This is a genomic window from Pelagibius sp. Alg239-R121 (assembly GCF_947331435.1).
In the GTDB taxonomy this organism is placed as follows: domain Bacteria; phylum Pseudomonadota; class Alphaproteobacteria; order Kiloniellales; family Kiloniellaceae; genus Denitrobaculum.
Map to the genome: position 1 here is coordinate 291825 of NZ_CAMZOF010000001.1, position 23160 is coordinate 314984.

Sequence of the window (23160 nt, forward strand, 5' to 3'; positions counted from 1 at the left end):
TTGTCGTTTGTCGGTCGCGATTAGGTAGGCAAGGCGTTAGTGGGTCGTCGTCGGACTGCCGTAATCGCTATAACTAGGGTGATCGGCGTAGTAGGCTTCTTCGAGCGGTGCGTAGGTCATACCCTTTGTCGTGGCGAGAAATGCACGGTCCTGCTCCTGAAAGTGAATCGCGTGAAACTCTTCACGCAGACCTTCGAAAAAGCGGTCGGTGCCTTCGATCAGCCGGCCGGTCCAAGCAAAAAATGCGGTGGAAGAAGTTATTGTGCCTCTGAGCTGCATGTCCGTCGATCCTTTAGCGCGGGGTTTGGTGTCGCTTCCGACAGCACCCAATAAACGCCTGAGACCTTAACGTGAGCTTAACAAACCGCCTCGCAGCCGAGAGAAACCAGTATATCACAACGATGTCACGGATGTATCGCAATGCTGATAAAATTTCTCATAAAACGAGAGATACATCAGCCGATACCCGCGTAAGCTATGATCTGGGACGAATTGACGCTTTCGGGCCGCGCGAACAACCTCGAGAATCAGGACGATGACCCAAAAACGAACGGCCCCCGCTATGCGGAGGCCGTTGTTCCAAAGGCATTCAGCCATCATTGATGGCAAGGTTTCACATCATGCGGCTTCGTGAATACCGGCAGCCTTGATATCTTCGTCGACATAGGCTTCGAACTGCTTGAAGTTCGTGGCAAAGCGCTTGGTCAGTTCTCGCGCAGTCTGGTCATAAGAGGATTTGTCCGCCCAGGTCAGGCGCGGATCCAGCACATCGGACGGAACATCTGGGCAGTTCCGCGGGATCAACAGTCCGAAATCCGGATGCCTGGCCGTGTTCACGCCCGCCAGCTTACCGTCCAGTGCAGCCCTCACCATGGCCCGGGTATGAGCGATACTCATACGCTGGCCGGTACCGTAGGCACCACCCGTCCAGCCAGTGTTGACCAGCCAGCACTTGGCGCCGCTGGTTTTGATCTTTTCACCCAGCATGCGGGCGTAGACCGAAGGATGCCGCGGCATGAAAGGGGCCCCAAAACAGGTCGAAAAGGTCGCTTTGGGCTCTGTGACGCCCTTTTCAGTCCCCGCAACACGCGCCGTATAGCCCGAAAGGAAATGGTACATGGCCTGTTCGGCTGACAGCTCACTGATGGGAGGCAGCACGCCGAAGGCATCGGCTGTCAGCATCACGATGTTCTGCGGCTGGCCCCCGCGTCCATCCATAGACACGTTGGGAATGAACTCGATGGGATAGCTGGCGCGGGTGTTTTCGGTAAGACTCCCATCATTGAAATCAAGTTGCCGGCTGTCCGGATGCATCACGACGTTTTCCAGCACCGTGCCGAAACGCTGCGTCGTTGCGAAGATCTCAGGTTCGGCTTCCTGCGAAAGATTGATAACTTTGGCGTAACAGCCGCCTTCAAAGTTGAAGACGCCGCCGCTTGACCAGCCATGCTCATCATCCCCCACCAGGGTACGGCTGCCGTCAGCCGAAATCGTCGTCTTGCCGGTTCCCGAAAGACCGAAAAAGACCGCTGCATCCCCGCTCGGACCAATGTTAGCCGAACAGTGCATAGGCAGAACATCCCGGTCGGGCAGCAAATAGTTCAGAATTGAGAAAATCGACTTCTTGATCTCGCCTGCATAAACGGTGCCGCCTATCAACACGACTCGCTCGGCAAAATTGACAACGACGAAGCACTCGGAAGTCGTGCCGTCAGTGGCCGGGTCAGCATGAAGAAAAGGCGCATGCAGAACCGTGAAATCCGGAACAAAATCGGTCAGCTCAGCAAGCGCCGGCTGAATGAACATGTTGCGGGCAAACAAACTGTGCCAGGGACTTTCACTAACCACACGGGCACGTAGACGATAATCGCTGTCGGCACCCGCATAAACATCCTGAACAAAGAGATCACGCTTCTGAAAGTGGGCCTGTACCTTGCTGTAGAGGCGGGCGTAGTTCTCCGCGCTCATTGCAACGTTGACGTCACCCCACCAGATGTCACCGCTGGTCGATGGCTCGTCGACGATGAACTTGTCTTTGGGCGAACGTCCTGTGTGGTGACCGGTACGCACCACCAGCGCACCACCCGGCGCAATAACGCCGTCACCTCGCCGCACCGACATTTCGTAAAGGGCCGGCGCATCCAGGTTCCAATATGCAGTGTTGAAATTGCGGACAGCATGCCTGTCCAGGCCGTGACTGCTCACGGCCGGGCCTAAGTTGGTCACGTCGTGTCTCCCTTTGCGTGGCCATGTTGTCGACCCTCTTCAATTCAGCAGGCTAATTTTGACCTCGTGGCCTGCAAACAGAGAGAGCTCAGCTTGTTTGTACAGAGGTAACGCAGAATGAAAAGGGATGCGAGTCCGTATCATAGTTAACAATGCAAAAATTCCACCGACCCCTATCGTACAACCGGCTGAACATTTTTGATTTCGGTATAAATAATACTTTTCAGATAAAATTAACGAAGAAACACCAGAAGTGAACGCAACAAAGAGTTGTTTAAACATCAATAAATAGAATCGATTCTACAAATTTACTTTTCATACCCATGTATGATTAAATGCGAATTCTGGACCTCGGTGGAGTGGGAGTAGTTGAGATAGATACCTACGGTGATTGGCGGCTCCCCGGTCGCGAGCACGCGCGACCAACTAGGCCTGATTCCTGGCGGAAAGCGGCAGTTCGAGCCGCAGAATTCGTATTTTGCGAAGAAACCCTGGTCCTTCTCAATCATTGGCGGGGTCTCGGACAACTCGCCCGGCCGCCTGGTCGCAGAGACCTTAATCCGGCGCAGCTCGGTGCTGCTCTCTCCCATATCTGGCTAATGGACTTCGAATCGCGGGAGCGCCGGCTCTACTACCGCGAAGTCGGTGAAGATGCTGCCAGCCGCTACACAGAAAGCCTGATCGGCAAATACCTCCACGAAATTGTCGAACCCGAAGCCTATCCACGGGTCGCGCCCTACTTTCTCGCCTGTGTCGAACTGCCGGCCATCTCCATCGTTTCCGGCCGCCTGTTCCATGAGTGGCCAAGGCCCTGGTTTGGAGAGCGCCTGCTGCTGCCGCTGTTCGACGAAAACGGTCAACCCGAGGGCCTGGTCGGCGTTGTCAATTGCCGGAAGACCAGCCTTGATAAAGCGGATGCCGAGAGAACGACGGAACGCCGGGTACGCATTATCCCGCTCGAAGGTGGCGATATCATCGAGTCGGTCAGTTAAATATCTGAACCAACGCATTTTTTAGAATCTGGATTGCATTAAGTTCTTGATTGAACACATCGAGAACCAACCGCTTGATGCACACGATGAATTAATGCCTCGCTGGGCCCGTGCATTAATCGGGTCCATCTCCATTGCGCACACAAATTCCCTCCTGAAATTTCCGGCAGGCAAGATTGCCTCCGTGGCAACATCAGGTCTGCGCGTTTCAATTCCCAATTAAACACCGGAGTTGAGCAGCGTCAGCCATAGCGGCGATGCGCTAATTCTCCGCACTCGACAATCGGCAATATTTTTCCCTTTATCGAATAAAATTTATTGTTTATCGATAATTTTCTATTGATTATCGGATTTCCTATAGATATCTAGATGCCAATCACACAACGCATGAGGAAAACGATGGACGGGATAGACCATCAAATCAGTCGCTTCAGTCATCGCATCCGGATGGGCCTCTTCGCCCTTCTCGGGGTGATCGCTGTCGCGACGTTGCTCGCCCTGGTGATGGACAAGGGAACCGTTTGGCTTGGGATCGACGGCATCAATCTTGGTGTAGTGTCCGGCGACGGGGGAGAGTTCGGCGAAGCCGGTCAGCCTGGGGAGGAAACAGCCGAAGAAGAACGCCTGCTCGAGGCGTTTGAAGATCGGCTGGAGTGGGTACTCGTAACCCAGCTTCTTCTCACGGCTTCATTCTACATTCTACTGGTCTTCCAGCTCGAGCGCCTGTTTGCCGCCTATCAGCGTGGAGAGCTTTTCTCGCAGATGAACGCACGGCGGATCCGCAATATCGGGCTGTTGTTCTGTGTTGCCGCCGGCATCGCAATCCTGGACAGCCTGCTTGACCTCTATATCACGCAGGAATTCATGGCCGCCTCCACAGAGGTCGATCGCGAGCTCGATTGGGATCTGGTTCGTGAGATCCGACTCCCTCTCCCTTTCTTACTTGGTGGTGTAGCGATCGTGCTCATCGCCCGGGTGATGGAAAAGGGTGCCCAACTCCAAGACGAAATGGACCACCTGATCTAGCACGAGGCCACAAGGAAGCAGATATGATTATCGTCAATCTCGACGTCGTTCTGGCCCAACGCAAGATGCAGTTGAGCCAGCTCGCCGAACAAATCGGCATCACCTTGCCCAATCTTTCGATCCTGAAGTCCGGACGCGCCAGGGCGATCCGCTTTTCCACACTGGATGCGATCTGCGACGCGTTGGATTGCCAGCCCGGCGACATCCTGGCCTTCGAACCCAATGCCGGCGACGACAAAGACGCCGCGGCAAACACCTAGTTTTGTTGAGGATGTACATCATGAAATCAAACCTCTCCGACCTCCTGCCCCGCTGGGAGACTGGCTTTCTCGTCTCGGTCTTTTCGGTCGGCTTTTTCGCCACGCTGCTGTCCGTTGCCGTCATGATTTCGGACGCCGATGCCAAAGAAAATTACTGCCGGGAATACCAGACCAAAGTGATGATCGGCGGAAAGGAAGAAAAAGCCTATGGCACGGTCTGCCGAAAGCCCGGCGGTGCCTGGAAAGTTCAAGCTGATGCTTCGGGCCGTACGCAACTTGCCATTGCCCAAACACATCAAGACTCAGCACCACGAACTGTCCTTGTCGTGCCGGCGCCGGTCGCCGATGCCGTATACTTCGAGGACGGGGTTCTCCTGCTGGATGACTGGCCGGATGAGGCAGAAGTCCTTTATTACGACGATAGCGGGACGACCGTCATAGTCGAGGAGTACGCTGCTTTCGAAGATGAAGAAATCTATGTCTACGGCGAGCCCAACCGTGTGATCATCCTGGAGAACGACGATGACGAAGTCATTATCCTGGACTAAGCCCGATGTCTCCTCGGGACCTGCAACGCACTTTTGCGGTTACCCAGGATTTGGAAGAGCCGTACTCTGGCGAACATTACGCTTCGCACTACTGCTAAAAACGGCCGGAGCGCAGCGCAGCGCCATCGTGAAGCACATCAAATGGCCTTTTCGAGCCCGGTCAGTTTTGATCGAGTTGATCAAGACCCTGGATCGTCCATTATACTATTAACGACTGGTTGCACCTCGTTCTCGGCCATTTCTGCCAAGAACGGCCGTCTCTTAGGAGGGCGCGTCTTCCTGCTGTCTGGCGCGCTTTGTCAAGCGCACGAGTTCGACCCTCGCCGTTTCGGCGTCTGTAACACTCTTGTCAAAATCTGCCCGTGCAAGAAGGCTGTGACAGCGCAAGTCACAGCCTTCCGGATCAACACCGGTCAAAACCCACGCTGGTTCATCGCCGCCTCCCTGACGCCCGGCAAGCGGAGAGGCAATCCGGGCCGCAATCAAGGCGACAGCGTCTGCGTGATCCTGGTTCATGTGCGACACGATGTCCTCTTCGGCGCTGGCCAGCTTCGTGGCTCGAGTGACGTCCAAGAGGACATCTGCCGCTTCCACCCAGTGAATTTGCCCGAACCCTGCGACCAGGTGTGCAGACTCAATCTGTAAGCGATAGAGATTGAAATCCTTGAAGCCGGCGTAAAGTTCAGAACTTGGATGGCGACGCATAAAGCGGTTCAGGAGACGCCGGTCTTTCACTACTTCGGCATTGCCGAGAACCGATGCACGCGGCCCGGCTAGAGGGTCCCGGTAGCTTCCGGTTCCGTCGAACAGCAATGCAAGTTCCGGCCGGGCCTTTAGATTGGCGGTATGATCTGCAAGATCCGAGAGCAGCAGCAACGGGCTGGCATCGTGGTCCAGCGCCACCAGTGCCAAGGAAACATAGGGTCGCCCAGATCCATCACGCGCCAGCGCGGTAGAGACACTGACCTGGGGCGCAGATCGCATGAGACCGCGTATTACGGCACCGGCTGGTGTCGGCTGCTCGCTCGCATCCTGACTCGGCATAGAATTCCTTTCACGACCTCGGCTTTCCGACGTTTGGACGGGGCACGCTCTGGAGTCTGATCTCTTCCACTGAATAAGCGATAACCTGAATCAGCCTCTTTTTCACATACCTAGAGCAGGTCAAACTTGACGAACAAATGATATCTAGCCGATCGGCACGCCCTTTGACGTCGAGTACTCGAAATGCAGTTCCTGCTCCGGATAGACCAGCGGATGAATCGCATGTGCTGCCATTGCCGCCTCGGAAAAGCCGGTCAGGATCAGCTTCAGTTTTCCGTTGTAGGTCGATACATCACCGATCGCGAAGATACCCGGCTGGTTGGTCTGACTCGATGCAGGATCCACCAGAATATGGTTTCGTTCAGCATTCAACCCCCAGCCTGCAATCGGACCGAGGGACGTTGCCAAGCCATAGAAAGGCAAGAGGATGTCCGCCTCAAGGCTTCGTTCCTCACCGTCCAACGTTGAAACACGGACCGCGGAAAGCTTACCGTCGCTGCCGTCGAGTCCGCTCAATTGATAGGGAACGACAAGATCCAGTTTTGACGTCTCCGCTAGCGCATGCAGCCGCGCCACGCTTTCCGGCGCGGCGCGAAAGCGGTCACGGCGGTGCACGACATAGACTTTTTCGGCCACATCAGAGAGTGACAGTGCCCAGTCTACGGCTGAATCGCCGCCACCGGCGATCACGATCCGACGGCCGCGTAAGTCCTCGCGCCGCCTGACCATATAAAAGATCGACTTGCCTTCGTAGTCTTCCAACCCCTCCAGAGGGGGGCGGTTGGGGCCAAAGGCACCGGCACCTGCAGCAATCACGACCGCCTTGGCATCGATACGGGTGCCGTTACTGGTTTCCAGAAGCCAACGGCCGTCGCCGTTGGGAACCAAACTGTCGACCTGTTGCGCCAACTGGTAAACCGGATCGAACGGCGCCGCCTGTGTTTCCAATTGATCGATCAGTTCGGCTGCATGAACGCAGGGGTAGCCGGGAATGTCGTAGATGGGTTTTTCGGGATAGAGCGCCGTACACTGGCCACCGATACCTTCAAGAGAATCGATAACATGGCAGCGCATCTTCAGCATACCGCATTCGAACACTGCGAAGAGCCCGACCGGTCCGGCGCCGATAATTGCAACATCAGTGGTTTGGATGTCCTTGGTCATGGCGCCATCTTTAGCGCCGTCAAGCGCCAAAGACCATAGAGGAAAATGCGTCTCACAAAATTAAGGTACCGTCGCGCTTCAAGACCAATCAAAAAACATGGATGCCGCTTCAGGTCAGTCTTCAGCCATCTGATGCGACTTGTGTTTGATCAGGGCAAATGGCAACGGAAGCCCCTGATGCCGCAGTATCTTCTGACCCAGGTTCCAGGATGCGCTCATCGTTATATGTGCGAAATCACGATACTGCCTTAAGCCGTTCTTATCGAACGCGGCGCACTGACCTTTGGGGCAGAGGTAGGGCGTTGCATCGAAATAAGCGACATTCTGATGTTTCGCGGCAAAGGCGCGGAGCCGGCCATTCACATCCGTTATCTCATCCGCGACCGGGTTGTTGGGGTTGGGACAATCGAGAAAAGGTATCGAGAGTGATTTTTCGAGACATCGGTGATCAAATCTCGCAATCGTCGGAACTTTCCCGAGCAGGATGACCAGCTTCTCCATCCGCGCGAGCCTTTCAGCGGTCTTCATTGCTGCTTGTATAAGCCTGTCTGATCGACCCCGGTAGCTGGACCAGGAAGAGGACAGAATGACAACGTCAAAGGCTTCGAGCCGCGGTCGAACAATATTAAGCGACAACCGGCAGTCCGACAGTCTGTTCGCCGCGACAAAGGGCTTCGGATCGCCGTCAATCCCCGGGCAGGCGCCGACCGCAACGTTTCGAAATTTAAAGCCGGCTTCCCGCGCAAAGCTGGCAAGCATCCCCACGTAGTGGCTGGCGTTGGAATCGCCCCACAGAATGACGTTCGCATCGTCGGCGAAGCTGGGGCCCAGAATACAGTCGTCGTTCTGCAAATCGCCCCTGGCCAGCCGCTTTTCCTGGCAAACATAGCTGTAATTGAAGCTGCGCGTTTTCTGGGCTCTGATCTTATGCAACTCCGTCGGATAACTTCCCGACAGGGACCGTAACCCGAAGCCGTCGAGATACATGGCACCCAGACCTAGACAAGCGATCAACCCTGCCGGCGCAATGTATTGCTGGAAAAACACGGTGACCGCCCGCGACCGCGACCGGCGTGCTGGCTGCTCGACAAAACGATAGGTCATCCAGGCAAGCGCCAAAGTGCCGCACAATGCCGCAGCCCCTGTAATCGGCGTGATTTCATTATAGCCATAATGCAGGAACGCGAGCAGAGGCCAATGCCAGAGGTAAGCCGAATAGGAAATGAGGCCGATGGCAACAAGGGGTCTGATGCTCAGCGAGCGGCGCAGAAAATCGTTCTGACAATGCCCGGAAAAAATGATCGCTGCCGTCCCCAGGGACGGGGGAATGGCGTAGAGGCCCGGGAAAACGTCTTTTTCGCTTAAACCGACCAGGCTTCCCACGACAAGAACGGCGCCGATCCACCCCAAAGGCACGATCACCTGAGACGAAACAGCGCGCTCGGCCTGGTTCAGAACCGCGATCGCCACTAGGGCGCCAGAAAGTAACTCTCCCGCCCGAGTCGGAAGCATGTAGTAGGCAAAGGACGGGTCATCGACGAATACGTGTTCGGCGTAAACGAACGACGATAGCGCCACACACAACAACGCTATGAAAAGAATACGGACGCGGCAAAACCGGTAGAACAACATTAGGAAAAGCGGCCACATAAGATAGAACTGCTCTTCAACTCCCAGCGACCAGAGATGCAGAAGAGGAAGCTCATTGCTTGCTTCCGCGAAGTAGCCAGTGTCCAAATTCAGCCAGAAATAAAAATTCGATAGCGAAAACAAAGACCAAAGGGCAGAGTCAGCAGTGCGTTCAGCGTCTTCCGGCAGCAGCCAGAACTGAGCAAACACAAGGGTCGTAAAGACCACGAGCAGCAAAGCCGGTGCAATTCGCTTCACACGCCGGTGATAGAACTCGAGGATCGAAAAGCTGCCGTCCGTGATGCCCGTCACTATGTTTCGGGTGATCAGAAATCCCGAGATTACAAAAAAGATATCGACGCCGACGAACCCTCCCGGCAGAAGTTCCTTGTCGATATGAAAGACAATAACCGAGAGGACGGCAATAGCACGCAATCCATCGATGTCAGGTCGATAGTCCGTCATGGAATTTACGTTCCTCGACCCAAAACGTTCCCTGAACCGCGCCAGACAGTCGGATCCAGCGCCGGTCGTCCTCGGTTAATGACGATTGCAGATGTAGCTTTTTGATTTCAAAGAATAAATAGCAGGGGCGCCTGCAGCCGGCCTGCGTCAAAACTGTGATAGGTCACGGGTCTGTTTTAATAAGCGAGCGCTCTGAATTCTACGATTTGGATGCGCCGGCGAGCGCTACTTTGCTGCAGGAATAACTTGAATTATCTGCCGTTAGGAGAATTTAACAGGGGTCAGCTGCCGGATCGGTTTTACCAATGATCCCCGTTGCGCCCAACAGTTGCCCCAAAAACGCCACAGTGTGGCGATTAGTGAGACACTGAAAGCCACAGAAATGCCCCGGTTAAGTGCAAGTTGTTCCCCGTGGGCGAAAAACACTATAAAGAAAGACGATGATGCAGCCGACAATTGCCCTGGTCGACGACGACCGCAACATCCTTACTTCGGTCTCGATCGCTCTCGAGGCCGAGGGATTCAAGGTGCGCACCTATAACGACGGTACGGAAGCCATGCGCGGTTTGGCCGCCAATCCGGTAGATCTGGCCGTGCTTGATATCAAGATGCCACGTATGGACGGCATGGAACTGCTTGGTCGCCTGCGCCAGAATTCCAACGTACCCGTCATCTTTCTAACTTCGAAAGACGACGAGATCGATGAAGTCCTGGGACTGCGCATGGGTGCGGACGACTACATCACCAAACCCTTCTCCCAGCGTCTTCTGATCGAACGTATCCGCGCCCTTCTGCGGCGTGAACGCGCGGCGCAGGACGATTCGGAACAGGAAGGCGTCGAACCACCCCTGGTGCGCGGCGACCTGATGCTGGATCCTGCCCGCCATCTCTGCACCTGGAAGAGCGAACCGGTCAATCTGACGGTGACGGAATTCCTGATCCTGAAGGCCCTCGCCCAGCGCCCCGGCCACGTGAAGAACCGCGATCAGCTTATGGATGCGGCTTACGGCGATTCGATCTATGTCGATGACCGAACAATTGATAGCCATATCAAACGCTTACGAAAAAAATTCAAGGATGCCGACGACGACTTCGCGCAGATCGAGACGCTCTATGGCGTGGGGTATCGGTACCGCGAACAGTGACGGACCGACGGGCCGGGAGTGTCGGAAACCGACGTGTAACCATCGATAGCGATCGTCGGGCAAGACCGACGCAATTGGTGGTGCCGGCCCGGTCACGCAAAAAGCTTGAGAAGGTCAGTCAGTCTCACGATGCGGAAGAAACACCGTCTCCCGTTCCCTCACCCCTGACTGCGATGTCCGAAGCGGCCAGCCCGCCCGTCGCCAAGAGGCGTTGGCGCAGGTCGTGGCGGTCACCGCTGACGCGCCGGATTTTGGCGCTCAATACACTAGTGCTTCTGATTCCTGTTTTCGGTCTGCTGCATCTCACTCAATACCAGAGCTCCCTGATCGGCTCGGAGCTCGACTCTCTGCGAATCCAGGCACGCGCCTTTTCCTTGAGCCTGGCCAACAGTGCAGTGGTGACCGCGCAGGTCGGCGAAGAACAGCTGGTGCCGGACCAGGCCCGCAGCCTCATGCGCGTCCTGCTGGCGGAAACCGGGGTCAGAGCCCGGCTTTTTGCCGAAACCGGCGGAATTCTGGCGGACAGCTATGTTTTGAGCGGACCCGGTGGTCAGGTACAGATGATCGAGCTGCCGCCCCCCGAAGACGGCATCCCCATGACTTGGATGGGCCGCCACCTTGATCGGCTTGTGAACTGGCTGCCCGGTCAGGACAATTTCGAGCTCTACACTGAAGCCTCCAAGCAACATTCCGACGACTATATGGAGGTTGAGAAGGCACTGAAGGGGGACAGCCCTGGAATGGTGCGCCAGGACCGGTCGTCCCACCTGGTGCTCTCCGTAGCCGTTCCGGTCCAGCGTTACCGCCGCATTCTCGGTGCGTTGATGCTCTCGACGGGCGGAAGCAGCATCGAAGCTGCGGTAAGAGACCGGCGGATCGACATTCTGATGGTCTGTGGCGTGGCCCTCGGCATGACCATCCTCATTTCACTCTATCTTGCAGGCAATATCGCGCGGCCCCTTGTCCGTCTCGCGGAAGCTGCCGATCGCGTGCGCTACGGCAAGGGACGTCAGTACGAAATCCCGGACTTTACCTCTCGCCGCGACGAAATAGGGGAATTGTCCGGCGCATTGCGCGACATGACCGAGGCCATGTGGAACCGGCTGGACGCTATCGAGGGATTTGCCGCAGATGTCGCACATGAAATCAAAAACCCGCTGACATCGCTGCGCAGTGCAGTCGAAACCGTGGCACGCATCGAGGACCCCTCGCAGCAAAAGCGCTTAATGGCCATTATTCTGGACGACGTGCAGCGTCTGGACCGCCTGATCTCGGATATATCCGACGCTTCCCGCCTGGACGCCGAACTGTCACGCGCCCACACCGAATCGGTCGATGTCGGCCGGCTGCTCGACGCCCTGGTCGAGGTCCATCGTGCCACTGCAAGCGAAGGTGGCCCCCGTTTTCAAGTTGAAGTCTCCGACAATCGGCCGCTCGTTGTGCAGGGAATCGAGGGGCGTCTAGGTCAGGTTCTGCGCAATCTGATCAGCAATGCGATCACCTTCAGCCCACCGGACGGCCTGATCAGATTGCATGCCGAACGCAATGACAATGACATCGTGCTTTCCATCTCAGACGAAGGTCCCGGCGTTCCAGAAGGCAAACTGGAAGCTGTTTTCGACCGCTTTTATACCGAACGCCCGAAATCCGAGAAATTCGGCACCCATTCGGGCCTGGGTTTGAGTATCTCGAAACAGATTGTCGATGCGCACGGAGGCAAGATCGTCGCGCAAAACCGTTACAATGGCTCGGGCGAAGTCACAGGCACCTGCTTCAAGATCACGCTGCCTGCTGAGGAGGCTTAAAGCAGTGGAAGATAGGGATGCCGACGTTGATGTCGCAGCGGATACCCTCACCTATTCGATACTCTTACATGCTACCTGTGTGTCGTTTTCGGGCAATGCAGACAAGACTTTGGGCGTTTTGCTATCCGGACCCTCCGGCGCCGGTAAATCCGATTTGGCGCTACGGCTCATTGATCAGGGCGCAGTCCTTGTTTCGGACGATCAGACCCGTGTTTCGCTGCGCGACGGCAGGCTTTGGGCGGCCCCGCCAGAGACCCTTGCGGGGCGGATGGAAGTACGGGGTTTGGGCATTGTCGAGGTGCCGTATCAAGAGAGGGCGCTCTTGGGCGCCTGTTTTGACCTCGTGGAAGCTGCTAAGATCGAACGCCTGCCGGAGCCCGAGACCCGCAGGTTCCTGGGCATTTCCCTCCCCAGCCTCCAACTTTATCCCTTCGAAGTCTCCGCGACAGTAAAGCTGCGGCTTGCCGTGCGGGAGATGAGCGGGTTTATTATGGATCAGGATTAAGAGACTCGGCGCAATCATGTCGATCTCGTCTTTTTTTGAATGTGACGAAATCGGATGTCTCAAGAGACGCCTCCATTGCCTGTTGTTCTTATCACCGGCCTGTCCGGTGCAGGTCGCTCTTCGGCCCTTAGCGTTCTCGAGGACGTCGGTTACGAGGCTATCGATAATCTGCCCTTGAATCTTCTGGAAACAATGATCGACGAGGGCAGTGCCGAACGTGCCGTCGCCGTTGGCGTTGATATCCGTACACGCAACTTCGCCGTCGAGCCGTTTTTGCAGCAGCTGGATAAACTGGAACGCCGTCAAGATCTTGATCTGAAACTGGTTTTCCTGGATTGCGACGACGAGGTGCTGAGCCGTCGCTTTACCGAGACCCGTCGTCGCCATCCCCTGGCCCAGGATCGGCCTTTGCATGACGGCATCGTGGCGGAGCGGCGTTTGGTGTTTCCGCTACGCAGTAGAGCGGACCATGTCATCGACACCTCCAGTTTGACACTTGGCGGCCTTCGCCAACAAATCATCGGCCAGCTCGGCCTGTCCGAAGCATCCGGCATGGCGATTTTCGTCACTTCCTTCTCCTACCGGCTTGGTCTGCCGCGGGAGGCGGATCTGGTCTTCGATGTGAGGTTCTTGACGAACCCGCACTACGTGCCGGATCTCAGGCCCCAGTCAGGCCGGGATAAGGCCGTTGTCGACTACATTGCCGCGGATTCCGCTTTTCAGCCCTTCTTCAAGGAGCTAACGGCGATGCTGAAACCGCTGCTACCGCGTTACGAGAGCGAGGGAAAGAGCTACCTGACCATCGCTTTTGGTTGCACAGGTGGGCGGCACCGCTCCGTCGCCCTGGCGGAGCGGCTATCGGACTGGTTGACGGATCACTGGGGCAATGTGAGCCTGATGCACAGGGATATTGACAGAGAATCACAAAGAGAACGGGCCGCGAATCCTCCTTCCGGCACCAAGCCGGAAACAACGAAAACGCCCGCATGAGGCAGCCCGCATGAGACTGAAGGACGAACAATGATCGGAATGGTTTTGGTCACACATGGGCGGCTCGCCGAAGAGTTTGCCGATGCGCTTGAACATGTGGTCGGGCCACAGCCAAACCTCGCCTGCATCTGTATCGGCGCTGAAGACGACATGGAGCAGCGGCGCCAGGACATCATAGAGAGCGTCAAAAAGGTTGATCAGGGCAAAGGTGTCGTGCTGTTGACAGACATGTTCGGGGGAACACCATCGAACCTGGCGATCTCTGTGCTTGATTACGGCGAAGTCGAGGTCATTGCCGGCATCAATCTGCCGATGCTGATCAAGCTGGCCAGTTTGCGCGAAACCCACGATATGAATGCCGCAGTCAAAGAGGCACAGGACGCCGGGCGCAAATACATTAATGTTGCTTCGCAACTCCTGACCAACGAGCAGTCGTGAATACAGCTATGATTTGTCGTTTGGTCACGATACAGAACCAACGTGGTCTGCATGCGCGGGCATCGGCCAAGTTCGTCAAGGTGGCCGGCGCTTTCGATGCCGAAGTGCTGGTGCGGAAGAATGATACGGAGGTATCCGGCTGCTCAATCATGGGCCTCATGATGCTTGCGGCGTCACCAGGAAGCCAAATTGAACTGCGGGCCACGGGACCGGCAGCCGAGGAAGTTGTGAACGCCTTGACGGCACTTATCGTCAGTAAATTCGATGAAGACTGAAACGACAGTATCTGCGCGCGAAGAAGCGGGCGAACAGGTTTTCGAAGGCCTGGGGGTATCCTCCGGGATCATCGTCGGCCCGGCGCATCTGCGCGATAGCGGCGAGATCCAGGTTCTCGAATATCGCTTACCGCAAGCCAAGCTGGACGATGAGGTTGTTCGCTTTCAGGACGCGGTGGAAAAAGCGCGGCGGCAAGTCGGAAAGTTGAAATCCAAGGCTGAAAGCTACCATGGAGCGGCGGCTGAAGAGCTGGGATATCTGCTCGATGCGCATCTTCAGATGCTCAAAAGCAACAGTCTGCTGGGTGCCGTCGAACGTCGGATGCGCGGTGAAATGCTGAACGCCGAAGCTGCGGTCATGGCCGAAATCGGCGAAATCTCCAAGAATTTCGCTGAAATGGACGATTCCTACCTGCGGGCCCGCGCGCAGGAGGTGCGCGAAGTGGGATTGCGGATCGTCCGGAACCTCACAAAGACGGAATACGGCGGCTTCGAACATCTGGCGCCGGGCAGTATCGTCATCGCGGAGGAAATCACGCCCGCCGACACGGCCTTGATGGACCCGAAACGGATCGGCGGTTTCGCAACGGATCTTGGTGGCGCCGAGGGACATACCGCGATCATGGCGCGTTCTCTCGGTCTGCCCGCGGTGCTCGGTGTGACCGGCCTCTTCGCAGGCATCAAGACAGGCGACAGGGTCCTGGTCGACGGCAGTAATGGCCGGGTTATCGTCAACCCGACAGATAAAAGACTCTCCGACTACAAGCTGCGCCGCAAGGCTATCGAACAGGAATCCCGCTCGCTTGCCCTGCTCAGGGATGTGGACGCGACGACCAGGGACGGTAGAAACGTCAGCCTGCAGGCCAACCTGGAACTCCCGCGGGATCTGGTACAGGCAGTTGCGTCCGGCGCCCAAGGAGTCGGCCTGCTGCGCACCGAATTCATGTTCATGAACCGCGAGGATCTGCCCGACGAAGAAGAGCAATATGAATCTCTGAGAACCATCGTCGAAGGTATGGACGGGCAAACAGTTACGATCCGCACGCTCGACGTCGGTGGCGAGAAACTAACCTCTTCGCTCGGCGGACATATGGGCAGCGCCCTAAATCCTGCATTGGGACTTCGCGCGATCCGGCTGTCGCTAAAAGAAATCTCCCTCCTGGAAACTCAGCTCTCGGCAATCTTGAGAGCGGGAGCCCATGGTCCGGTGCGCATCCTTCTGCCAATGATCTCAAACGTTGGTGAGGTTAAGGAAGTCAAAAAAGTCCTGACGTCAGTCGCCCGAAAGCTGACCGCGCGGGGTGTGGACATCGCCGATCCGCTTCCGCCGCTTGGCGCCATGATCGAAATTCCCGGTGCCGCCCTGGCCGCCGACGCCCTGGCGCAGGTTGTGGACTTCTTTGCCATAGGCACCAACGACCTGACCATGTACACGCTGGCCATCGACCGCAGTGAGGAGCAGGTGGCGCACCTCTATAATCCATTGCATCCAGCGGTGTTGCGATTGATCCAATTTTCCGTCGAAGCCGCCCTGCGGGCCCGTATTCCGGTATCGGTCTGCGGGGAAATGGCGGGCGACCCTAAATATACCGCCTTGTTGCTGGGTCTTGGCGTACGCGATCTCTCGATGTCGGCAACGGGCCTTCCGCGTGTAAAGAAGCGAATTCTGAAGATTGACCTCCGAGCGGCCAGCCATCACGCCATGGCGGTTATGGATCAGCACGATTCGGGACGGATTGCGGCTTTGCTTGACGATTTCAACGAAGGTTATTAACTCTGCGGTAAGCCACAGCGGTTAAATCAGGTGAATTGCGAAAGCGCCAGGATCGGCCTTTTGCCGTTGCGATAAGCTTCTGACCCTGTTTTGTAGCCTTGAAGCCACAGGTTTTCGCTGTTACATGAGCCCCCAGAAATTAATGCTCAATAGTCTTGGCGCCTTCTGAGCCGGCGCATCCTTTCGGAGAAATAAATCAATGGTCGAGTTCACAGACTATAAGGTCGCCGACATTTCCCTGGCCGATTGGGGCCGGAAGGAAATCGAAATCGCTGAGACCGAGATGCCCGGTCTGATGGCCCTGCGTGCGGAATACGGCGACAGCCAGCCCCTGAAAGACGCGCGGATCGTCGGCTGCCTCCACATGACAATCCAGACTGCCGTGTTGATCGAAACGCTGACAGCGCTTGGTGCAAGCGTCCGCTGGTCGTCCTGCAACATTTTCTCGACCCAGGACCAAGCCGCGGCCGCCATCGCGGCCGCCGAAATTCCAGTGTTTGCCTGGAAAGGTGAGAGCGAGGAGGAATTCTGGTGGTGTATCGAGCAGACCCTGACCGGACCCGGCGACTGGAAGCCGAATATGATCCTAGACGATGGCGGCGACGCCACCGCAATCATGCATGAAAAGTACCCTGAGTTGCTGGACGATGTCCGTGGCCTTTCGGAAGAAACCACGACCGGTGTGCTGCGGCTTTATGAAATGGCCAAAAACGGCACTCTCAAAGTCCCGGCCATCAACGTCAACGATTCGGTTACCAAGTCCAAGTTCGACAACGTCTATGGCTGCCGCGAAAGCCTGGTCGACGGCATCCGCCGCGCTACGGACGTGATGATGGCGGGCAAGGTCGCCGTGGTTGCCGGCTTCGGCGACGTCGGCAAAGGATCCTCCGCGTCGCTCCGCAATGCGGGTTGCCGCGTCATGGTCACTGAGGTCGATCCGATTTGTGCCCTCCAGGCCGCTATGGAAGGCTACGAGGTCGTCACCATGGACGACGCTTGCAAATACGGCGATCTCTTCGTCACGGCGACGGGTAACGTAGATGTCATCACCACCGACCATATGGCCGCCATGAAGGACCGGGCGATCGTCTGCAACATCGGTCACTTCGATTCGGAGATCCAGATCGAGGCTCTGCGGAATTACAAGTGGGACAACATCAAGCCACAGGTCGACCAGATCGAATTCCCCGACGGAAAGAAGATCATCGTTCTGGCTGAAGGCCGTCTGGTGAACCTGGGCTGTGCCACCGGCCACCCAAGCTTTGTCATGAGTGCCAGCTTTTCCAACCAGGTTCTGGCACAAATTGAGTTGTGGCAAAACCACGCGAATTACGAGAACGAGGTTTACGTTCTTCCAAAGAAACTCGACGAAAAAGTTGCTGAACTGCATCTGGCCAAGGTCGGCGCAAAGCTGACCAAACTGTCCGATAAGCAGGCCGGCTACATCGGCGTCGGAAGCGAAGGTCCCTTCAAGCCGGAAACCTATCGCTACTAATTTAAGGGCCGTCCTTCACCTTACGCCCGAAAAGCGTGGGATTGGCCGCTCAGCGGCCACCCAGGGTGGAAGGAAAGGCACGAAGTATCGAACGGGGAGGTCAGAATTGACCTCCCTGTTTTTTTGTTCCGCAGCTTCGCCCCGCCAACGGCTTGTCGCGGCGCGCGTAAACCCTTAGACTCTTAGCATGAATCCGAACCGAGACCGTTTGCCGAACCGGCACGCGGGGTTTGGTTGTATCTGATCGGATCCGGGCAGGCGGCGGATTCGATCCGGTTGGTTGGGGGGAAGACAACTTGGCCGGACTACCGGTATATCTGCCGGGACTGTTACTTGCGGCGATCGGCGTGACCGGGGCCGTTTTGTTGGCGCTTGCCTACCGTAAGCGCTGGCTCGACGCCGAAGCTGCAGTTGTGAACGGAACGCAACAAGCCCGGATTCTCAGCACGGTTCTTTCGTCTGCGCCTTTTGCCTGTCTTGCCTTCCATCATGAAAGCGGCCGCCTCAACCGGAGCGGCAATCTGGCAGCTATTCTGGGTATGAATCCGGAGCAAGTCACCAGCCTGGAAGATATCTGCGCAGCATTTTTCGAGCACGACGGGCGCCAACTCTCGGAATCCGATCAGGCGCTCAAAACCTCCGGCGAGAACTTTATTCTCAGCCTCCGGCACCGGGACGGCACCCGAATCTTTGAAGCCCTTGGCTTGCGGTCCCTTTCCGGTGAGGGTACGCCAGTCGCCGACAGCATCTGGTTCCGTGACGTGACGGCTCAACAGAGCGTATTGAACAGCGCGATGCGGGAGACGGAAGACCTCAGCACGATTTTAGACGCCCTACAGATACCGATCTGGCGCCGCGACACTGATCTAAATCTGACCTACTGCAACGCGGCTTATGCCTCTGCCCTCGACACAACGCCAGAAGGCGCCATGGCGGAGAGCCTTGAACTCCTTGGTCTGTCACAAGGCCGTATCGGCCAGGCCATTGCGCAACGCGCCAAGGAAAGCGGCAAGATGGAGACGGAAAGCCATCATATCGTCGTCGGCGGCGCGCGACGGCTCTATCAGGTCAAAGAACGCCCGTTAAAGGATGGCCGCCTAATCGGTTATGCCTTCGACGATACGACCCGCGAAGACCTGCAATTGGAGTTGACCCGTCACATCGACGCCCAGGCAACCGTGCTCGAAAATCTCGGAACCGCGATCGCGATTCTTGGACCCGATATGCGCTTGAAGTTCTTCAATTCAGCTTACGCGGCTCTATGGCGGATCGACGAGGACTTCCTAAACAGTGGTCCTGATATGAGCGACATCCTGGATGCAGCCCGAGACGAACGCCGCCTGCCTGAATACGCCAACTACCCTGAATTCAAGCAGCAGCGCCTGCGTGAGTTCCGCACCATGATCGAACCTCTTGAGGAACTGCAGCACCTGCCCGACGGCAATACCCTGCGGATGGTTGCCACGCCCCATCCCTTTGGCGGTGTGCTCATGACCTATGAGGATGTGACCGACCGCCTTACTCTGGAGCGCTCCTACAACACCTTGATCGACGTGCAGCGGGAAACGCTGGACAATCTCTATGAAGGCGTCGCGGTCTACGGCGCTGACGGCCGCCTGAAGCTATCCAATCCGGCGTTTGCACGCATCTGGAACCTCCCCGTAGAGATGCTTTCCAGCGAGCCGCACGCGCGGCAAGTCATCGATCGCATGCGTGATTTCTTCGACGTCACTCCGGAAGAATGGCCCGAGATCCTGGAGACCATGGTGGCCCAGGCAACCGAAGCCGAATCCATGAGCGGACGTTTCGAACGGGCCGACGGGTCGATTGTCGATTGGGCGCAGGTGCCGCTGCCGGATGGCGCGTCGCTCTATACTTTCCTGGACGTTACGGATTCAATTCGCGTCGAGCGGGCTCTGCTGGAACGCAATGAGGCGCTGGAAACTGCCGATCGTCTGAAGTCCGAGTTTATCGCCAACATCTCCTATGAGCTTCGAACGCCTCTGAACGCCATCGTCGGCTTCGCGGAGATCCTTGAAAATCAATTCTTCGGCAGCCTCAACGAACGTCAGTTGGAATACAGCCACGCGATCGTCGAATCCTCTCAACGTTTGATGACCCTGATCAACGACATTCTCGACTTGGCCTCGATCGAAGCTGGTTATCTCCATCTGGACCGCACCGAAACTTCGATAAGCGGTCTGTTGGAAACGATCGAAACCCTGGGTCACGAACGGGCGCTCAACCGGAACATCCGCCTCAAGCTGGACTGTCCGGACGATGCCGGGACCGCCTTTGTCGATGAACGACGCTTGAAACAGGCACTTTTCAATCTGCTCTCCAATGCCATCAAGTTCACCCCACAGGGCGGCTCGGTCACCCTTGGAGCAGAACGCAGCGACAACATGGTCTGCCTACGCGTGACGGATACCGGTGTCGGCATTCCGGGCGAAGACCAGGCACGCGTCTTTGGAAAGTTCGAAGTCAGCGGTGGACAATCCCGTCAGTCAGGCGCGGGTTTGGGACTCTCGCTGGTGAAAAGCCTTGTCGAAATGCATGGCGGCTGGGTCGAACTGGAATCCACGGAAGGCAAGGGAACCACGGTGACCTGCCACATACCATCGGATCCACCCGGAGCTTAAGACCTACCCCACGTGGATTGTGAGAAGCCGCATCAAACGGGCTGTATGCAGGCAAGCGAGCCACGCAAGCGGACCCCCGAGCAGAAATCCGGATTAGACGGGATCGTCCAAAATGATCCATCGGCCTGCTGCATCTACTCGACCTAGCAAGATAGAGCCGAATCACATGATATGAGCAAACCACTGGGTGGTTCCGAAAAATCATGCTCCGTTCTAGAAACAATCGCTGTCGGAGCGGTCACTCCTCTGTTGCCGCTCACAGGTCCGGCGGTTAAAACCTCTTCTATCATGAAACCGCTTGATGCCCCCGATCAAAAGCTGACTCTGCCGCTAGCCGACGAAAAGGCGACGGCTGCGTTGGCACAGGCCTTGAGCCAGCTGGTCAAAGCCGGCGACATCATTGCATTGTCCGGAGATCTGGGCGCAGGAAAGACCAGCTTCGCCCGCGCTTTCATCAACGCGTTACCGCGGGAAGGCGACCTTCGGGGCGATCAACATGAGACCTCGCAGGAGGAAGTGCCAAGCCCAACCTTTACGTTGGTCCAACTCTATGAACGGGCGCCCGCGACCGTTTGGCATTTCGATCTTTATCGCTTGAAACAAGCCGAGGAAGCTTACGAGCTGGGCATCGAAGACGCCTTTTCGGACGGTATCTCGCTGATCGAGTGGCCCGAACGGCTGGGCGGCTTGTTACCGGCGTCACGATTAGACTTGGCGCTCGACTTTGGGGCCACTCCAGAGTCGCGCCGGGCTCAAATCACCGCTTATGGCTCCTGGTGTGAGCGGATCGCCGCGCTGCCACTGGCGAAAGGAGCAGCTTGCGAATGAGCGAACGGGAAACTCATCTCGAAAGTTTTCTCGCGCAAGCCGGATGGCAGAGCGCGGAACGGCACCCCTTGCTGGGCGATGCCTCTACGCGCCGATATATCCGGCTGCACCGGAGCGGCGAACAGGCCATGCTGATGGATGCGCCGCCACCCATGGAAAAGGTTGGCGCCTTTCACGATATTGGCAGACTGTTGAGAAAATTCGATTTCAGCACACCCGAATTCTTGGCCACGGACCTGGACCACGGCTTCCTGTTGCTGGAGGATTTCGGCGACCGGACCTTTACGAACGAACTGACCAAGGGCCGGGATGAGGCGGAGCTCTATCGCCTGGCGGTCGATACTTTGATTGCGCTTCAAAGCCGTTGGAATGCATCGGCAAGCGATCTGGAAGAAATCTCCGTTCCACTTTACTCGGATCAGGTTTTGCTGGAAGAAGTCGGGCGATTTGCCGAATGGTATCTTCCCGAAGTTCTCGGCGCGCAAAATGCGGCGTCATTCCAGAACGAGTTTCTGGACCTGTGGCGCGAGGCACTGCCCGGCGCACGCTGTGTTTCCGATAGCCTGGTTCTGCGCGACTACCACGTCGACAATCTGATGGTCCTGCCCGGGCGGGAGGGGATTGCGGGCTGCGGATTACTTGATTTTCAGGACGCTGTGGTCGGACCGCTGACGTACGATCTGATGTCTTTGGTCTGCGATGTGCGGCGCGATGTCTCAACCGACGTCGCATCGGAGATGGTCGACCGCTATCTCAGTGCCTTTCCCGATCTGCCCGAAGACAACTTCAGGCGATCCTTCGCCGTCATGTCTGCCCAACGCAACGTGAAGATCCTCGGAAACTTCGCCCGGCTTCTGCGACGTGATGGGAAACCGAGCTACCTTAAATTTATCCCCCGGACCTGGCGCCTCATCGAAGAGGCACTCGAACATCCTGCGCTTTCGGCCCTGCGCGGCTGGTTCGACCAGACTATTCCGGCGAAGCATCGAATTGTGCCCGGAGCCAAGGATGGCCAGGGCGATGGAGGAAATGAATGACGACCGAGATCCCATCACAGGCCATGGTGTTGGCTGCAGGCCTGGGGACGCGCATGAAGGGGCTCACTGAGAACCTGCCAAAACCTCTCGTCGAGGTTTCAGGGCGCGCCATGCTGGATACAATACTGGATCGCATCTCGTCTGCCGGGATCGAGAACGTCGTCATCAACCTGCACTACCTGGGAGATCGGATTGTCGAACACCTAGAGGCGCGTGACGCTCCCAAGATTGCCTACTCGCGCGAAGACGACCTGCTGGAGACCGGGGGTGGCGTTAAAAAAGCTTTACCGCTGTTGGGCGAGAACCCGTTTTTCGTGACCAACGGGGATGTGTGCTGGCTGGACGGTTACTCCTCCGCACTTAAGCGTCTGGCAGAGCATTGGGAAGACGACGAGATGGATGGCCTGCTGCTGCTCCATCCTACCGTCTACGCTTTCGGGTACGACGGCGCCGGCGATTTCATGATGAATCCGGACGGCCGCATTCAACGCCGGGCCGAGCGTATGGTCGCACCTTTCATCTATGCGGGCATTCAGATCTTGCACCCCAGGTTTTTCGACGGTGCGCCTGACGGACCCTTTTCACTGAACCTGCTATACGACCGAGCCATAGAGAACAGCCGCCTGTTTGGAATCCGTCACGACGGCGAATGGTTCCACATTGGCACACCTGAACAACTCCGCGACGCCGAAACTGCGCTGGAAAATCTGTCCTTCACATCGGTGCAGACATAGGGTGCAATCGTTCCTGATTGAATCGATCGAGGACACGAATCGCCTTCGAACACTATGACCATGTGGCTGGATCATAATTTTCACTGAACGGGTGAAAAACGATCGAGATTTAACGAGCGGTAATGGGCAGGAAACGGC

Annotated in this window: 21 protein-coding genes; 16 read left to right on the plus strand and 5 right to left on the minus strand. The window is 56.7% G+C overall.

Annotated features, from left to right (window positions below):
* Positions 1-36: 36 nt before the first annotated feature.
* The gene (locus tag QMZ18_RS01270) at positions 37-279 is read right to left on the minus strand and encodes a hypothetical protein (protein ID WP_282604413.1); all 243 of its coding nucleotides are present in this window, start codon (positions 277-279) and stop codon (positions 37-39) included.
* A 339-nt stretch (positions 280-618) separates the two neighbouring features.
* Positions 619-2226, minus strand: coding sequence for a phosphoenolpyruvate carboxykinase (locus tag QMZ18_RS01275; protein WP_282604414.1), 1608 nt, complete (start codon positions 2224-2226; stop codon positions 619-621).
* 335 nt (positions 2227-2561) lie between these two features.
* Here QMZ18_RS01275 and QMZ18_RS01280 point away from each other — a divergent pair, with 335 nt between their 5' ends.
* The 4 genes from QMZ18_RS01280 (at position 2562) to QMZ18_RS01295 (ending at position 5052) form a co-directional block, all read left to right on the plus strand.
* The gene (locus QMZ18_RS01280; RefSeq protein WP_282604415.1) at positions 2562-3218 is read left to right on the plus strand and encodes a hypothetical protein; all 657 of its coding nucleotides are present in this window, start codon (positions 2562-2564) and stop codon (positions 3216-3218) included.
* Between the two features lie 399 nt (positions 3219-3617).
* A complete protein-coding gene (locus QMZ18_RS01285; protein WP_282604416.1) occupies positions 3618-4244 on the plus strand; it encodes a DUF2975 domain-containing protein in 627 nt (208 codons plus the stop codon).
* Between the two features lie 23 nt (positions 4245-4267).
* Complete coding sequence (locus tag QMZ18_RS01290) at positions 4268-4504, plus strand: helix-turn-helix transcriptional regulator (RefSeq protein WP_282604417.1); 237 nt, start codon at positions 4268-4270, stop codon at positions 4502-4504.
* A gap of 20 nt (positions 4505-4524) precedes the next feature.
* Positions 4525-5052 (plus strand): hypothetical protein, encoded by a 528-nt coding sequence (locus tag QMZ18_RS01295; RefSeq protein ID WP_282604418.1) that lies wholly within the window; start codon positions 4525-4527, stop codon positions 5050-5052.
* Between the two features lie 261 nt (positions 5053-5313).
* Here the strand turns inward: QMZ18_RS01295 and QMZ18_RS01300 are convergent, their stop codons facing one another.
* The 3 genes from QMZ18_RS01300 to QMZ18_RS01310 form a co-directional block, all read right to left on the minus strand.
* Complete coding sequence (locus QMZ18_RS01300) at positions 5314-6096, minus strand: HugZ family protein (RefSeq protein ID WP_282604419.1); 783 nt, start codon at positions 6094-6096, stop codon at positions 5314-5316.
* 144 nt (positions 6097-6240) lie between these two features.
* A complete protein-coding gene (locus QMZ18_RS01305; RefSeq protein WP_282604420.1) occupies positions 6241-7260 on the minus strand; it encodes an NAD(P)/FAD-dependent oxidoreductase in 1020 nt (339 codons plus the stop codon).
* A gap of 114 nt (positions 7261-7374) precedes the next feature.
* Complete coding sequence (locus QMZ18_RS01310) at positions 7375-9354, minus strand: acyltransferase family protein (RefSeq protein WP_282604421.1); 1980 nt, start codon at positions 9352-9354, stop codon at positions 7375-7377.
* A gap of 443 nt (positions 9355-9797) precedes the next feature.
* Between QMZ18_RS01310 and QMZ18_RS01315 the strand changes: the two genes are divergently transcribed.
* From QMZ18_RS01315 to QMZ18_RS01370, 12 genes are all read left to right on the plus strand, one after another.
* Positions 9798-10499: a response regulator transcription factor gene (locus QMZ18_RS01315; RefSeq protein WP_322097159.1), complete on the plus strand. Its 702-nt coding sequence runs from the start codon at positions 9798-9800 to the stop codon at positions 10497-10499.
* Positions 10496-12304, plus strand: coding sequence for a stimulus-sensing domain-containing protein (locus QMZ18_RS01320; RefSeq protein WP_282604423.1), 1809 nt, complete (start codon positions 10496-10498; stop codon positions 12302-12304). Before QMZ18_RS01315 ends, QMZ18_RS01320 begins: the two co-directional genes overlap by 4 nt.
* A 4-nt stretch (positions 12305-12308) precedes the next feature.
* Positions 12309-12809, plus strand: coding sequence for an HPr kinase/phosphorylase (locus QMZ18_RS01325; RefSeq protein WP_282604424.1), 501 nt, complete (start codon positions 12309-12311; stop codon positions 12807-12809).
* Between the two features lie 75 nt (positions 12810-12884).
* Positions 12885-13799 (plus strand): RNase adapter RapZ, encoded by a 915-nt coding sequence (gene rapZ, locus QMZ18_RS01330; RefSeq protein ID WP_282604425.1) that lies wholly within the window; start codon positions 12885-12887, stop codon positions 13797-13799.
* A gap of 30 nt (positions 13800-13829) precedes the next feature.
* On the plus strand, positions 13830-14237 hold the full coding sequence (locus QMZ18_RS01335; RefSeq protein WP_282604426.1) for a PTS sugar transporter subunit IIA: 408 nt from the start codon (positions 13830-13832) through the stop codon (positions 14235-14237).
* A gap of 8 nt (positions 14238-14245) precedes the next feature.
* A complete protein-coding gene (locus QMZ18_RS01340; protein WP_282604427.1) occupies positions 14246-14512 on the plus strand; it encodes an HPr family phosphocarrier protein in 267 nt (88 codons plus the stop codon).
* Complete coding sequence (gene ptsP / locus QMZ18_RS01345; RefSeq protein WP_282604428.1) at positions 14502-16286, plus strand: phosphoenolpyruvate--protein phosphotransferase; 1785 nt, start codon at positions 14502-14504, stop codon at positions 16284-16286. The genes QMZ18_RS01340 and ptsP overlap by 11 nt, the downstream gene beginning before the upstream one ends.
* Before the next feature lie 199 nt (positions 16287-16485).
* Entirely contained in the window at positions 16486-17781 is a 1296-nt protein-coding gene (ahcY, locus tag QMZ18_RS01350) for an adenosylhomocysteinase (protein ID WP_282604429.1), read from the plus strand.
* Between the two features lie 296 nt (positions 17782-18077).
* Entirely contained in the window at positions 18078-20423 is a 2346-nt protein-coding gene (locus QMZ18_RS01355) for a PAS-domain containing protein (protein WP_282604430.1), read from the plus strand.
* Positions 20424-20711: 288 nt separating this feature from the next.
* Positions 20712-21251 carry a tRNA (adenosine(37)-N6)-threonylcarbamoyltransferase complex ATPase subunit type 1 TsaE gene (tsaE, locus tag QMZ18_RS01360; protein ID WP_282604431.1) on the plus strand — a complete coding sequence of 180 codons (540 nt, stop codon included), beginning with the start codon at positions 20712-20714 and terminating at the stop codon, positions 21249-21251.
* Positions 21248-22288 (plus strand): aminoglycoside phosphotransferase family protein, encoded by a 1041-nt coding sequence (locus QMZ18_RS01365; RefSeq protein WP_282604432.1) that lies wholly within the window; start codon positions 21248-21250, stop codon positions 22286-22288. Before tsaE ends, QMZ18_RS01365 begins: the two co-directional genes overlap by 4 nt.
* Positions 22285-23022: a nucleotidyltransferase family protein gene (locus QMZ18_RS01370; RefSeq protein WP_282604433.1), complete on the plus strand. Its 738-nt coding sequence runs from the start codon at positions 22285-22287 to the stop codon at positions 23020-23022. Before QMZ18_RS01365 ends, QMZ18_RS01370 begins: the two co-directional genes overlap by 4 nt.
* Positions 23023-23160: the final 138 nt, after the last annotated feature.

What these genes read in the sequence shown, in the direction of transcription:
- QMZ18_RS01270 (WP_282604413.1), bottom strand. Translation starts at nt 279, where the DNA reads ATGCAGCTCAGAGGCACAATAACTTCTTCCACCGCATTTTTTGCTTGG.
- QMZ18_RS01280 (WP_282604415.1), top strand. Translation starts at nt 2,562, where the DNA reads ATGCGAATTCTGGACCTCGGTGGAGTGGGAGTAGTTGAGATAGATACC.
- QMZ18_RS01285 (WP_282604416.1), top strand. Translation starts at nt 3,618, where the DNA reads ATGGACGGGATAGACCATCAAATCAGTCGCTTCAGTCATCGCATCCGG.
- QMZ18_RS01290 (WP_282604417.1), top strand. Translation starts at nt 4,268, where the DNA reads ATGATTATCGTCAATCTCGACGTCGTTCTGGCCCAACGCAAGATGCAG.
- QMZ18_RS01295 (WP_282604418.1), top strand. Translation starts at nt 4,525, where the DNA reads ATGAAATCAAACCTCTCCGACCTCCTGCCCCGCTGGGAGACTGGCTTT.
- QMZ18_RS01300 (WP_282604419.1), bottom strand. Translation starts at nt 6,096, where the DNA reads ATGCCGAGTCAGGATGCGAGCGAGCAGCCGACACCAGCCGGTGCCGTA.
- QMZ18_RS01305 (WP_282604420.1), bottom strand. Translation starts at nt 7,260, where the DNA reads ATGACCAAGGACATCCAAACCACTGATGTTGCAATTATCGGCGCCGGA.
- QMZ18_RS01310 (WP_282604421.1), bottom strand. Translation starts at nt 9,354, where the DNA reads ATGACGGACTATCGACCTGACATCGATGGATTGCGTGCTATTGCCGTC.
- QMZ18_RS01315 (WP_322097159.1), top strand. Translation starts at nt 9,798, where the DNA reads ATGCAGCCGACAATTGCCCTGGTCGACGACGACCGCAACATCCTTACT.
- QMZ18_RS01335 (WP_282604426.1), top strand. Translation starts at nt 13,830, where the DNA reads ATGATCGGAATGGTTTTGGTCACACATGGGCGGCTCGCCGAAGAGTTT.
- QMZ18_RS01340 (WP_282604427.1), top strand. Translation starts at nt 14,246, where the DNA reads ATGATTTGTCGTTTGGTCACGATACAGAACCAACGTGGTCTGCATGCG.
- ptsP (WP_282604428.1), top strand. Translation starts at nt 14,502, where the DNA reads ATGAAGACTGAAACGACAGTATCTGCGCGCGAAGAAGCGGGCGAACAG.
- ahcY (WP_282604429.1), top strand. Translation starts at nt 16,486, where the DNA reads ATGGTCGAGTTCACAGACTATAAGGTCGCCGACATTTCCCTGGCCGAT.
- tsaE (WP_282604431.1), top strand. Translation starts at nt 20,712, where the DNA reads ATGAAACCGCTTGATGCCCCCGATCAAAAGCTGACTCTGCCGCTAGCC.
- QMZ18_RS01365 (WP_282604432.1), top strand. Translation starts at nt 21,248, where the DNA reads ATGAGCGAACGGGAAACTCATCTCGAAAGTTTTCTCGCGCAAGCCGGA.
- QMZ18_RS01370 (WP_282604433.1), top strand. Translation starts at nt 22,285, where the DNA reads ATGACGACCGAGATCCCATCACAGGCCATGGTGTTGGCTGCAGGCCTG.